The organism is Pedobacter zeae, assembly GCF_014196715.1.
Lineage (GTDB): Bacteria > Bacteroidota > Bacteroidia > Sphingobacteriales > Sphingobacteriaceae > Pedobacter > Pedobacter zeae.
In genome coordinates, this window is record NZ_JACIEF010000003.1 from 397,986 (window position 1) to 410,986 (window position 13,001).

The 13,001-nt window shown below is 41.1% G+C and carries 13 protein-coding genes and 2 tRNA genes; 10 read left to right on the forward strand and 5 right to left on the reverse strand.

Annotated features, from left to right (window positions below; all coding sequences use genetic code 11):
* The first annotated feature begins 79 nt into the window (after window positions 1-79).
* The 5 genes from GGQ60_RS14720 (at window position 80) to blaB1PEDO (ending at window position 5,043) form a co-directional block, all read left to right on the forward strand.
* Window positions 80-1,687, forward strand: coding sequence for a S41 family peptidase (locus GGQ60_RS14720; protein WP_183765795.1), 1,608 nt, complete (start codon window positions 80-82; stop codon window positions 1,685-1,687).
* A gap of 150 nt (window positions 1,688-1,837) precedes the next feature.
* Complete coding sequence (locus tag GGQ60_RS14725) at window positions 1,838-2,971, forward strand: histidine decarboxylase (RefSeq protein WP_183765798.1); 1,134 nt, start codon at window positions 1,838-1,840, stop codon at window positions 2,969-2,971.
* Window positions 2,972-3,046: 75 nt separating this feature from the next.
* Window positions 3,047-3,643, forward strand: coding sequence for a short chain dehydrogenase (locus GGQ60_RS14730; RefSeq protein WP_183765802.1), 597 nt, complete (start codon window positions 3,047-3,049; stop codon window positions 3,641-3,643).
* A gap of 111 nt (window positions 3,644-3,754) precedes the next feature.
* A complete protein-coding gene (locus GGQ60_RS14735) occupies window positions 3,755-4,261 on the forward strand; it encodes a GNAT family N-acetyltransferase (RefSeq protein WP_183765805.1) in 507 nt (168 codons plus the stop codon).
* A gap of 68 nt (window positions 4,262-4,329) precedes the next feature.
* A complete protein-coding gene (gene blaB1PEDO, locus GGQ60_RS14740; protein ID WP_183765808.1) occupies window positions 4,330-5,043 on the forward strand; it encodes a PEDO-3 family subclass B1 metallo-beta-lactamase in 714 nt (237 codons plus the stop codon).
* A gap of 24 nt (window positions 5,044-5,067) precedes the next feature.
* Here the strand turns inward: blaB1PEDO and GGQ60_RS14745 are convergent, their stop codons facing one another.
* The 4 genes from GGQ60_RS14745 to era form a co-directional block, all read right to left on the reverse strand.
* Window positions 5,068-5,577 (reverse strand): GNAT family N-acetyltransferase, encoded by a 510-nt coding sequence (locus GGQ60_RS14745; protein WP_183765812.1) that lies wholly within the window; start codon window positions 5,575-5,577, stop codon window positions 5,068-5,070.
* 218 nt (window positions 5,578-5,795) lie between these two features.
* A complete protein-coding gene (gene der / locus GGQ60_RS14750) occupies window positions 5,796-7,097 on the reverse strand; it encodes a ribosome biogenesis GTPase Der (RefSeq protein ID WP_183765815.1) in 1,302 nt (433 codons plus the stop codon).
* Between the two features lie 153 nt (window positions 7,098-7,250).
* The gene (locus tag GGQ60_RS14755) at window positions 7,251-7,757 is read right to left on the reverse strand and encodes a TlpA family protein disulfide reductase (RefSeq protein WP_183765818.1); all 507 of its coding nucleotides are present in this window, start codon (window positions 7,755-7,757) and stop codon (window positions 7,251-7,253) included.
* Between the two features lie 15 nt (window positions 7,758-7,772).
* The gene (gene era, locus GGQ60_RS14760) at window positions 7,773-8,669 is read right to left on the reverse strand and encodes a GTPase Era (protein ID WP_183765821.1); all 897 of its coding nucleotides are present in this window, start codon (window positions 8,667-8,669) and stop codon (window positions 7,773-7,775) included.
* 113 nt (window positions 8,670-8,782) lie between these two features.
* Between era and GGQ60_RS14765 the strand changes: the two genes are divergently transcribed.
* Both GGQ60_RS14765 and GGQ60_RS14770 read left to right on the forward strand, forming a co-directional pair.
* Window positions 8,783-8,858 (forward strand) — tRNA-Met (locus tag GGQ60_RS14765).
* A gap of 73 nt (window positions 8,859-8,931) precedes the next feature.
* A tRNA-Glu gene (locus GGQ60_RS14770) sits at window positions 8,932-9,003 on the forward strand.
* A 507-nt stretch (window positions 9,004-9,510) separates the two neighbouring features.
* Here GGQ60_RS14770 and GGQ60_RS14775 read toward each other — a convergent pair.
* Complete coding sequence (locus GGQ60_RS14775; protein ID WP_183765824.1) at window positions 9,511-10,125, reverse strand: hypothetical protein; 615 nt, start codon at window positions 10,123-10,125, stop codon at window positions 9,511-9,513.
* A 133-nt stretch (window positions 10,126-10,258) separates the two neighbouring features.
* Between GGQ60_RS14775 and GGQ60_RS14780 the strand changes: the two genes are divergently transcribed.
* Genes GGQ60_RS14780 through GGQ60_RS14790 form a run of 3 tightly spaced genes read left to right on the forward strand, consistent with a single transcriptional unit; the run spans window position 10,259 to window position 13,000 of the window.
* The gene (locus GGQ60_RS14780) at window positions 10,259-11,824 is read left to right on the forward strand and encodes an FAD-dependent oxidoreductase (protein WP_183765827.1); all 1,566 of its coding nucleotides are present in this window, start codon (window positions 10,259-10,261) and stop codon (window positions 11,822-11,824) included.
* A 2-nt stretch (window positions 11,825-11,826) separates the two neighbouring features.
* Window positions 11,827-12,309, forward strand: a complete 483-nt coding sequence (locus GGQ60_RS14785) for a CinA family protein (protein ID WP_183765830.1) — start codon at window positions 11,827-11,829, stop codon at window positions 12,307-12,309.
* A 13-nt stretch (window positions 12,310-12,322) separates the two neighbouring features.
* Entirely contained in the window at window positions 12,323-13,000 is a 678-nt protein-coding gene (locus tag GGQ60_RS14790; protein ID WP_183765832.1) for a DUF6766 family protein, read from the forward strand.
* Window position 13,001: the final 1 nt, after the last annotated feature.

A 13,001-nucleotide genomic window follows, 5' to 3' on the forward strand; every position in this document is an offset into this window, starting at 1 on the left:
ATATTATAAACAAAAGACACTTAAATGCAATTATAAAATACATCAACCCGCTAATTTTCATAAATTTGCAACAACGCTGATGAAAAAAAATACCCGTACCAATATACTGATCGCCGCAAGCTATTCTGTAATCTTAATAGCCGGGATGTTTTTGGGCATAAAATTCATTAAAGACCAAGGTTTTGGCGTTAAAAAAAGTCCTCAGCTGGCCATTAACAGTGACGAAAAATTAAACGAAATCTTACACATCATTAATGGCAATTACGTTGATGATATTAATACCGATTCGCTCCAAAACTTACCCATCGACAGTGTTTTACACCAGCTTGATCCGCATAGCGTTTATCTACCGCCAACTGATGCGCAGGATATGGCCGATAACCTGGAAGGAAACTTTGAGGGTGTAGGGATAGAATACTACATGCTTAACGATACCATGATGGTTACCAGTGTGGTAAAAGATGGGCCTGCTTACCAGGCTGGGATAAAACTTGGAGATAAAATTCTAAGTATTGATACCGCAACAGTAAGTGGCAGAAACCTGCCAAAAGACCAGTTAACAGGGCGTTTTAAAGGCAAAGCCGGAACCGGGGTAAGTGTGGTGCTGTTGCACCCGGGTGCAGCACAGAGCAACCGCATTATGGTTACGCGCGGTAAAGTAAACATCAGTAGTATCGACGCTGCTTACATGATCAATAATGAAACGGGGTATGTGCGCATCAGTAAGTTTGGAGCCAATACCGATAACGATTTTTCTGTAGCAGCCAATAGCCTTAAAGCCAAGGGGATGAAAAAGCTCATCCTCGATCTGCGCGATAATGGCGGGGGCTATTTTACCGCTGCAACAGGCCTGGCCGATCAGTTTTTACCGGAGAATAAGCTTATTGTTTATACACAAGGCAAACACGAACCGCGTACTGATTATTTTTCGACCGGGACCGGCGCTTTTCAAAATGGAAAACTGGCTGTTTTGATCAATGAAAATACCGCTTCTGCAAGCGAAATTGTAGCCGGTGCGATCCAGGACCTCGGCCGGGGAATAATTGTTGGCCGCCGTTCTTTCGGAAAAGGCTTGGTACAGGAACAATTTGCCTTTGGCGACGGCTCGGCACTAAACCTGACCATTGCCCGCTATTATACGCCATCGGGCCGCAGTATTCAGAAATCTTATAAAAAAGGCTACGATGCCTATAAACATGAACTGGATGAACGTATGATGGACGGAGAGTTAACCGGCGACCGCACTTCATTCCAGGATTCCATAGAGAAAACGGAAGGTGTAAATATCCAGCCCGGTAAAAAGATTAAACCACTGGGCGGTATCCAGCCTGATATCTTTGTGAAGTTAGACACCAATGGCTATAATAAATTCTATAGCAATCTGGTGAGTAAAAAAGTACTTTCTGACTATGTTTTTAATGTATTGACAGCAAAATACAGTGCCAGTTTTGTAGAACAGAACATTAACATCTTCACCATAAACGATAACGATTTTAAAGACTTTATTGGCTTTCTTCAGCGCAAAAATGTGCCGATAGACCGTTTTCAATTATATAACGCCAAAAATGTAATCTTAAATGATTTAAAAGCACTGCTGTGCAGGTATTATTTGGGCGATGTTGGTTATTATAAGGCAGCAAACCAAACCGACAATACCGTAAGACAGGCATTACTGAACCTGCAATAGCCATATTTTATACTTTATCAGATTTAAATAAACCACCTAAAAAAGAATTAAATACTGAAAAAAATCATAAAATCAGCATAATATTCTTATTTAACCAAACAAACAAAAACTATATTCCGGATTGTTAACTTTGCCTGTAAATCATATTTTATGGAAACGAACAGGTTACAGGCAGAAGATCAGGAGGTTTTAGATCATTTGTTAGAAAAAGTTAAAGAGCAGACGGAATTGTTTCTTGGTTATCCCGTTTCGAAAGACTTCGATTATCAAAACCTGTATGATTTCTTCAAATACCCGATGAACAACCTGGGCGATCCTTTTGTGGCTTCCACTTACGGCGTCGGATCCCGTGAGCTGGAAAAAGAAGTAGTGCAATTTTTTGCCGAACTATTTCGCGCACCCCAAAATAACTGGTGGGGTTATGTAACCAATGGCGGCTCGGAAGGTAATCTTTATGGCTTATACCTGGCGCGCGAACTGCATCCAAAAGCAATGGTTTATTATTCGGAGGCTACCCATTACAGCGTACAAAAAAACCTGCATCTGCTTAATATGGGCAACATCGTAATCCGTACCCAGGAAAATGGCGAAATCGATTACGATGACCTAGAATATACCATTAGGATGAACCGCCACATGCCGGTAATCATTATGGCCAATATTGGCACCACCATGACCGAAGCGCGCGATGATGTAGCCAGAATTAAAGCTATTTTAAAAAAACTGGCCATTCAACATTATTATATCCATGCCGATGCAGCACTTTCCGGTACCTACAGCGCATTAATTGAACCAAGACCGGCATTTGATTTTGAAGATGGTGCAGACAGTATTGCCATTAGCGGTCATAAGTTTTTCGGTTCGCCAATGCCTTGCGGAGTGGTGGTTGCTAAAAAATCGAACCGCGACAGGATTGCCCGTTCGGTGGATTACATTGGCAGTGTTGATACCACCATTACCGGGTCGAGAAATGGCCACAGTCCGTTATTCTTATGGCATACCATTAAACGTTTGGGGATAGCAGGTTTAAAAAGCAGGGCCATGCAGAGCTTAGCCACCGCAGCTTATACCGAAATGAAACTTAAGGAGATCGGTATTGCTGCCTGGCGAAATCAGGATGCCATTACTGTAAATTTCCCAACCCCATCTGCTACCATCTGTAAAAAATGGCAACTAGCTGCAGAACAGGGGCATTCGCACATCATCTGCATGCCAAATGTAAGGCCATCGCATATCGACCTGTTGATTGCCGATCTCGAAGCTGAAATGGTGTTGCGGAATTAATGCGGCACAAACATTTCAATAACCCCAGGTGTTTAATCGGATACGAAATTAGTATTTACGCACGAAAAGGTCTAGATGAAAATAATAATTATAGGTGCAACGGGCACGCTGGGTAAAAAGGTGGCTGAAGCTTTTGCACAAAAACACGAAGTAATCCGGGTAGGAAACACCAGAGGTGAGGTTCAGGTAGATATTACCGATGAAGCATCGATTAAAAAGATGTTCGAGCAGATCGGTGCTTTTGATGCCCTGATCAGCACCAGCGGAAAAGGCCCTTTTAGCCCTGTAAGCCAAATGACGGGTGAAACATTTAAAAGCGGCCTGCTCGATAAATTATTGGGACAGGTTAATCTTGTGCTTATCGGTCAGCATTACATTAATAAAGGCGGCTCGTTTACGCTAACCTCTGGTATACTGGCCGAACATCCTGTTGCTGCAGGCGCAGCATTGAGTGCCATAAACGGTGGTTTAAATGCATTTGTTTTGGCCGCTGCCCCAGAACTCAAAAACGGGGTACGTATAAATGCCGTTAGCCCTAATGTGGTTGAAGATTCGCCTGCTTATTTCGATGCTTTTCCGGGAGAAGTTCCTGTTACGATGGAGAAAGTGGTTAAAGCTTACGAGAAAAGTGTACTGGGCATTTTAACAGGTCAGGTAATAAAGGTTTATTAATCAGGCCCGGCATTTAAAAATCCAGGGCGCGTTTTTTAATAAAACCTTATTATTAAATTTTGGTTATTCAAAACCCAAATTTTTATATTGGCCTGCTTAACAATCCAGAGCATGATAGAAACAAAGCGACTCATTTTAAGACCGTTAACACATGATCAGCTTTTGAAATACATCAAAGATGACCATTCATTAGAACAGGAGTTTGACCTTTTGCCCACCCGCAAAAATATCTCTCCCTCCCTGCAGGATGCCCTGGAACAAACGATTTTACCTAACGTTTTTGATAAGGACAAAGATTATTTATACCATACGCTGTGGACCATCATATCCAAACCCGACCATAGAATGGTAGGTGATATCTGTTTTGTTGGTGAGCCTGATGCAAATGGAGAAATTGAAATAGGTTATGGTACTTATGAAGAATTTAGAGGTAAAGGTTTTATGACGGAAGCAATTGGAAGGTTACTGGAATGGGCCAGGGAACAGCCTAAGGTAAAATCGGTTTTTGCCGCCACAACAAAAGACAATGTGGCCTCCTATTCTGTTCTGAAAAAAAACAATTTTGTTCATATTGGAGAAGTTGATGATATGTTAAGCTGGAAAGTTGAATTGAAATAATTTAACCCCATTACATTCGTTTGCATTGAAAGCATTCTCTTTTTTGAATCGATTATTAAACTTAACCTATGCGATTTCTTCTTTCTTTATTATTCTGTTTATCGGCATCAGCCTCTTTTGCGCAAAATCCAAAATTAAAAATCAAACATTTAACCGGCGATCTTTATGCCTACACCACATACAACACCTATAAAGGTACCTTAACAGATGCTAATGCCGTTTACCTGGTTACCAATAAAGGTGTTGTCGTAATCGATGCACCCTGGGATAGTACGCAATTCCAGCCATTTTTAGACTCCATCCAGGCCAAACACCACCAAAAAGTAGTGCTGGCCATTGCTACACATTCGCACGGCGACCGTGCAGGTGGCTTAGCTTTTTTTAAAAGCAAGGGTATAAAAACGTATACCAGTAAATTAACCGATGAACTATTGAAAACCAACAAGGAACCGCGAGCCGCTTATACGTTTACCAACGATACCACTTTTACAGTAGGACAGTATAAAATAAACACCTATTATGCCGGCAAAGGGCATACAAAGGATAACCTGGTGATCTGGTTTCCAAAGGATAAAGTTTTATTTGGCGGCTGCCTGATTAAAAGCCCGGAAGCCGATGATCTGGGTTATATTGGAGAGGCTGATTTAGCCGCGTGGCCAAAAAGTATCGAAAAACTGAAGCAGCAATATCCGTATACCAGATTTGTTATTACAGGGCACGATGCATGGGGTAACCGTGAATCTTTAGATCATACCCTAAAGTTGTTGAAGGAGAAAAAATAAGATCCTGAAACAGATTTTTGGTTATTACAGTACAATTTCGAACAGACTTAAACTGATACCTTCATAGTGTTTCGGTAACCCCTCAGTTTCATCCATGGTTACTACCCCAACATAATTAAAGCCACAACCCGTATAATATTCAAGCAGCTTTTTATTATCTGCCCAGGTGTCCATTCTGATAAATTTAATGTCATTCTTTATGGCGTAATCTTTTGCCCATTTGATAATTTCCTTCACAAAAGCATAACCCCGGAATTCGGGATGGGTTACAATCCTATGAATATAAATTGCATCCTGATCACGTTCTCCCCAAATTAACGGATCGTTAAACGTAACGGCAAATACACAGGCCACTGCACCATCAGCAAGAATTTTATATTGGCGGTATTCATCGATTTCGGTCTGCACCATCTCCCGGCTAAAGCCTTGCCAATGTTTGTTAAACACTCTCTTTTGATAGGCAATGGCCATATCATAAAATCTGAAAATGATATCGATATCAGCCGCCTGGCTATTTAGAACTTGTAACTGCATAAAACAAAGGTAAGGGTAAATTTTACGTCATGTTAGTTGAGATTTACAACCTCAACTCAGGAGCTGAAATACAAAATCAAAATTTACCATCGTTGATAGCTTTCCTGTATTCAGAATAAAAATAAAAAAAGGCTGCATTCAATCGCGAAAGCAGCCTTGTTTAAAGAATATCGTCTTTTTGGGTAATTGGCCTTTCGCCTTTAAACGCTCAACCCTAACTATTTCTGCCTGAAATAAATCTGGATCGGTGCACCAGAAAAATCGAAGTTTTCTCTTAATTTATTTTCCAGAAAACGTTTATATGGATCTTTGATGTACTGTGGCAGGTTGCAGAAAAAGGCAAACATTGGTGAAGTTGCATTAATCTGTGTAATGTATTTGATTTTAATATGCTTTCCTTTTAAAGCCGGTGGCGGGTAATTCTCAATCAACGGCAACATTACATCGTTTAATTTTGACGTAGGAATTTTCTTACCACGGTTTTTATATACATCCAACGCAGCCTCAACAGCTTTAAAAATACGTTGTTTATTCAGCACTGATGTAAAAATAATCGGCACATCGGTAAACGGACGGATGCGATCTTTAATCTCATCTTCGAAAGCCTTCATGGTTTTGGTATTCTTTTCAATCAAATCCCATTTGTTTATCAGAATCACAATACCTTTTTTATTCTTCTCGGCCAGGTGGAAAATGTTGATATCCTGGCTTTCAATCCCCTCTACAGCATCGATCATTAATACTACAACATCAGCTTCTTCCAGGGCTTTGATGGTACGCATTACCGAATAAAACTCCAGGTTTTCCTTAACCTTGGTTTTTTTACGTAATCCGGCAGTATCGATCAGCATAAACTCATGACCGAACTGGTTGTAGTGGATTTTAATTGAATCGCGGGTTGTACCGGCATTTGCAGTAACAATATTACGTTCTTTACCGATCAGTGCATTAACCAGGGAAGATTTACCCACATTCGGACGTCCTGCAATGGTAATTTTAGGCAATTGGTTTTCTTCTTCCTGAATATCTTCGAAATTTTTAACAATCTCATCCAATAATTCGCCCGTTCCGGAGCCTGTCATTGACGACAAGGGGTATACCTCACCTAATCCGAAGCCATAAAAAGTATGTATTTCGTTATACAAAGCAGTGTTATCTACTTTATTTGCACAAACAAAAACAGGTTTATTACTTCTGCGCAGTACCTGAGCAATATCGTCATCTAAATCGGTAATGCCTGTGGTTACATCCACCATAAAGATCAATACAGTAGCCTCTTCAATGGCAATCATTACCTGTTCGCGGATAGCTGCTTCATAAACATCTTCAGAGTTGGCTACATAACCACCCGTGTCAATTACGGTAAATTGTTTATCTATCCACTCGCCCACACCATAGTGCCTGTCGCGGGTTACGCCGCTCATATCATCTACAATGGCCTTACGGCTTTCTGTTAATCTATTAAATAGGGTACTCTTTCCTACGTTTGGCCTGCCTACGATGGCTATAATGTTACTCATGGGTGTTCTTTTGATAGTTAATGGCTATAGTTAATGGTCGTGGTGTTCAGGCAAGCTGCTCAAACTATTGGCTATCAGCCATTGACTATCAACTACTAACCGATTTATTTCGGGCTGCAAAGGTACGGTTATTTTTCGTAACCTCTATCAATATTAATTTTTATACTTTTCTAAAAGTCCTTTTATTACTTCCTCGGTTAATTGGTTTCCCTGCAATAATGGAAAGCCCTCCCACCTTACTATTCCTTTCGGATCGATAAGGATAGCATGCGGAATACCCTTAACCTGAAGCGAGTCTTTTATTACCCCTTTAGTATCTATGGCTTCAAAATAGTTGATTTTTGGATTATCAAAAGCTTCTACTTTTTCTGCCGCCTCATTAGAAAGGCCGATAATGGCCAGTTTATCGGCATATTTTTTCTGAAGGTTGTTCAAGGTCGGGATATAAGCCCTGCAGGGTCCGCACCAGGTTGCCCAAAAATCAATCAAAACAAATTTCCCTTTAGTATCGGGCTGTTTTGAAATCCATTTCTCCACAACCAGGTCTGGTGCTTTTTCATTCAGGATCGATTTGGCCCACAACCTTTTACCATTATTTGATTCCTGGGCGGCAACAAGCGTAGCCCAGAACAGCAATAAAACCGTTATGCTTTTCTTCATCCTTAAAAATCGAAATTAATTATCGTATCCGAAACTTTTTAAGTAGTTCTTTTTACTTCTCCAATCAGGGATAACCTTCACAAACAATTCGAGGAATACCTTGGCATCTAAAAACTTCTCGATTTCGAGCCTGGCTTCTGTACCTACTTTCTTTAACATACTACCGCCGGTACCGATCAGGATATTTTTCTGCGAATCGCGCTCTACCACCACCTCAGCATTGATGCGTACCATTAAACCCTTGCCGTTTTTAAGCGGCTCTTCTTTAAAACTCTTCACAATTACCTCTGTACTGTAAGGAATTTCTTTCTGGTAATTTAAAAAGATCTTTTCCCGTACAATTTCAGAAACAAAGAAACGCTCAGAGCGGTCGGTTAAATCTTCCTTATCGTAATATGGCGGATGCTCAGGCAACATTTCCAAAATACGATCAAGCAAACCATTAACATTATGGTTATGTAAAGCAGAAATAGCGTAAATGGCTACCGGTTTTAATTTTTCGTTCCAGTAAGCAATTTTCTCATCTACCTGCTCTTGCGTAGCCTGGTCTATCTTATTAATCAAGACAATGGTTGGAATGTTACGGTTGATGATCTTCTCCAGAACATCGTCTTCATCATGCTCCTCATTGATGTCGGTTACAAATAAAAGTACATCGGCATCGGTTAAAGATCCGTTAACAAAATCCATCATACTCTCCTGTAAACTGTATTTTGGCTTAATTATACCCGGCGTATCGGAGAAAACAACCTGGTATTCTTCTTCATTTACGATACCCAATATACGGTGCCTCGTGGTTTGCGCCTTAGGGGTTATAATGCTAAGCCGCTCGCCTACAAGCACATTCATGAGGGTAGATTTACCTACATTTGGTTTACCTATTATACTAACAAAACCTGCTTTATGCGCCATTAAAATATTTTTTAAAAAAAATTTGCAGTACAAAGAAACGAATTATATCTTTGCATTCCAATTCGGAAACAGCGTTAAGGATTTAATTCTGGCTAAAAACGAGTTGTATAGAATGCGGGGTGGAGCAGTTGGTAGCTCGTCGGGCTCATAACCCGAAGGTCGCACGTTCGAGTCGTGTCCCCGCTACCAATTCAGTTGGGAGTTGAGCATTTTTAGTTGGGGTTATTCCAAACTAGAAACTCAAAATCAAACTCAGATTAATGGCCCGTTCGTCTAGGGGTGAGGACGCCAGATTTTCATTCTGGAAACAGGGGTTCGATTCCCCTACGGGCTACATAAGAGGAATTTATTCCAAAAATCACAGGGCTGCTCCAAAAGAGCGGCCCTTTTTATTTCATTCCCCACAAATTATTTTCAATCATCTTATTCACCTGAAGAATTCTTGCAGATGAATTCGCTAATGTGATCTGGTTTCCCTTTCAGATCTATGCTTCCTGATTGCGATACTGGAAATAAAACAATATATTTATAGGCCACCAGGCTTGCCATAACGGTAGCGGGCCTGTTTTTTGCCTTTATATTACCGGTCATTATACAACAACATTAATCCAGATTTCATGTACCTATTTGCTTTTGTTATTCTGATAACTTTCTCCAAAAAGATAAATGACATGGTACGGGATTTTAGAAGAAAAGATATGGGTTAACTAAAAGCAGATGGTTTCTTTCTGATGCTGATGATTATAACGGTCCTATTGGTTTACCTGGCACTTTCAAAGTTCAATCCCGATAGTTAATTCTGTGAAGAACCTAGTTTATTAACCGATTTATCTTTTTGAACTCAGGCTGAACATCCATCTAAAAGGCCTTTTACCAACATTTTCCATTGCGGATAAGAAAGTCCGAATTTAGCGGCTAAGCCCACAATAAGATTACGCCCCCTATCCAGTAACTTACCTTCTGAAATATTAGGCCGCTCATTTCTTCCGTGTTCTTCGGCCGTTATTACGGTACCTTTTCTCCTGATCAGGAAAGTGGAAGTCGCCTCATCTTGCAAGAAATGTGCTGCAACCCTTTCATCTGACAAGGGAAATTCGGCCGGTCTGACCCGCACGCCCAAAAATTGCTCGTCTGCTTCATTTTTAGATACGATTTCCTCGACTTTAACCCAATCATACCCCTCACCGGATGAAGGGCCCGGGCCGGGAATATCAATACGGATATAATCTCCTTTTTCGGCTTTTCTGGCCACTTTAGATCCTCCCGCATCGAACAATACAAATGCAGACATCCCCGAAATTTCTCCCCAGTTGTTGACAGCCAATAAACGATCGCTGGCTGACTCGAAACACTTTTTCGCCGTTATTTCGTCCGGTGCCACCCTCTCTTCAACCACATCCATCTGGCTGCCTTTCTCTTGTTCAGGAATTAGCGCCTCTGCTTTTTTTAGTTTCATATTGGGACCCTCCGCTTGTAAAACCATTCCGGTTACTCAAAAGTTTTATAAATCACCTTTCCGGTATTCAAGCCCGAAACAGAAAACCTTTTAGACTTTCATAATGTTACATGGATAAATGACTTAAAACGCTATGAAAAAACAAGATCACTTAGAAAACATGCGGGATGGTCAAACAGAATCACCCTGGCAATCCTCTTTAAGCAGAGAAATTGAGCAGCCTGCTGCTGAAAATGGTGTAATTTATGATACGCTGATTGTTGGTGGTGGTATTACCGGGATAACGACAGCTTTTTTGCTGCAAAAATCAGGTCAAAAATGTGTGCTGGCCGAAGCACATTGCCTGGGTTTTGGCACCACCGGGGGAACGACGGCGCATTTAAACACTTTTTTTGATACTACCTATCCCGAAATTGATGGCGCATTTGGCACTGAAGCTTCCAAAATGATGGCCACCGCAGCAAAAAATGTTATTGATTTTATCCAGGCGAATGTTGATACATTGGGTATAAATGCAGATTTTGAATATAAAGATGCCTATCTTTTCTCGCAGACTGAAAAAGAAACTGCGCAGCTACAGGAAATCTTAAGCGCTGCCAAACAAGCCGGTGTAGCTGTTTCCGAAGTTTTTGAAAACGGCCTCCCAATCGATTTTGAGCACGCACTGCTGTTTAAAGACCAGGCGCAGTTTCATCCACTAAAATACATTTATGCCATGGCCGAAGCCTTTCAAAAGCTTGGGGGTATCTTATTGGAAAACACCATCATTACCGGCAGCAGCTTTAAAGATGAAATCCACAATGCTGAGGCTGAACACATTACCTTGCAAGCTAAAAATTTAGTATATGCCACGCACATCCCACCGGGGGTGAACCTGCTCTCTCTGCGTAACGCACCCTACAGAAGTTATGTTTTAGGTGTTAAACTGGAAGATGGCAACTATCCGGAAAGCCTGGCTTATGATATGCAGGAGCCCTATCACTACTTTAGAACCCATAAGATTAATGGCGAAAAGATATTGATTGTTGGAGGTGAGGATCATAAAACAGGCCACGAAGATCCTCAGCAAGCCTTTGAAAACCTTGAACAGTATGTGCGAAAGTATTTTAAAGTAAGTGATATTCCATATCGATGGTCATCTCAATATTATGTCCCGGTTGATGGTTTACCTTACATAGGCCATTTACCCGGCGGAGAAGAAAGGGTTTTCGCAGCAACCGGATTTAATGGAAATGGGATGATCCTGGGCACCTTGTCAGCCCTGATCCTTCACGATTTAATCCTTAAAAAAGAAAATCGCCTTGCCGATTTGTTTAAACCCTCGCGGCTTAAACCTGTAGCAGGGTTTGTAGAATTTATAAAGGAAAACGCAGATGTAGCCTATCATTTTGTTGCCGATAGGTTTTCTGCAGAAACACTTGATTCCATTAACCAGCTTGAACCGGATGAAGGCAAAATAGTTTCTTTTGAAGGACATAAAATGGCCATCTACAAAGATGCCAAAGGACAGGTAACAGCACTAAGTCCTACCTGTACGCATGCCGGGTGTACCGTAAAGTGGAACGGGACTGAAAAAAGCTGGGATTGCCCTTGCCATGGCGGGCGCTATGCCATTAATGGGAAAGTAATTACCGGCCCGCCCCAAAAAGACCTTGAGCAGATTAACATCAGTAAAATGACCTTTCTTAATGAGATTTAGTAATGGCCAAAGAGATTTTCGAAGCCGCCGGAAAAATACTTATTGAGCGGAAATTAACTATTGCTTTTGCAGAAAGTGCAACGGCAGGCAGACTGGCAGCCGAATTTTCTCTTATTACTGATGCCGGAAAATTTCTCAGAGGAGCGGTGGTTTGTTACGATGCCAATTTAAAAGTTGAACTTTTAAAGGTTAAAAAAGAATTGATAGACAAATATACACCCGAATCTATGGAAGTTACCCGCGCTATAGCGCTGGGACTAAGAAGTTTGATTGAAGCCGATATTTACATAGGAGTTACGGGTTTACCCGCACCGGGAGGAAGCGAAAATTCGGAAAAACCGGTTGGAACGATGTTTCTTTATGCGATAAAGGATAACGAAATCATCTTTGCTGAGCGTTGCAATTTCCTGGGCGAACCTGAAGCGATTATTATGGCTACCGTTAATCATTGTGCCAAATTATTATTGGAATATCTGGAGCATTAAACACAAAAAAATTATGACTGCAGTTAAAGAATATCCTAAAAAGACCTGGTTTTACCGCAATGGGCTTTCGATTGTATTTCTTTCCCTTTTCATTGTTACGCTCCTGGCCCAGGCCATTACCGGCTGGCATACACATAACGATGAGCTGCAGGAAGAAAATGGCCTGCCGCTTTCTTTTTCTACTTATTTAACTTCCGGGCATTTTGTAAGTGCAACATTCGAAAACTTTGAAAGTGAATTCCTCCAAATGGCTTTATACGTGTTATTAACCGTTCAGCTCAGACAAATCGGGTCTGCTGAATCTAAGAAACTGGATGAAGAGGAAGAAGTTGACCGCGAACCTGTAGCTTCTCCCCAGGCGCCGTGGGCAGTTAAAAAAGGTGGCTGGATTTTAAAGTTATACCGCAATTCATTGTCTATCGCATTTGTCATTCTTTTCCTGTTTAGCTGGGCAATGCATTTTTACGGCAGCTGGCAAGATCATAATGCCGAAAATTTACTAAAGGGAAAAGCGCTGATGAACGTGTGGGAGTATATTGGCCGTGCAGATTTTTGGTTTGAAACCTTTCAAAACTGGCAAAGTGAGTTTCTGTCGGTAGCTGCAATCGTGATTTTAACGATCTTTTTAAGACAAAAAGGATCACCAGAATCCAAACCAGTAGATGCTCCTGACCTGGAAACCGGCAAATAAC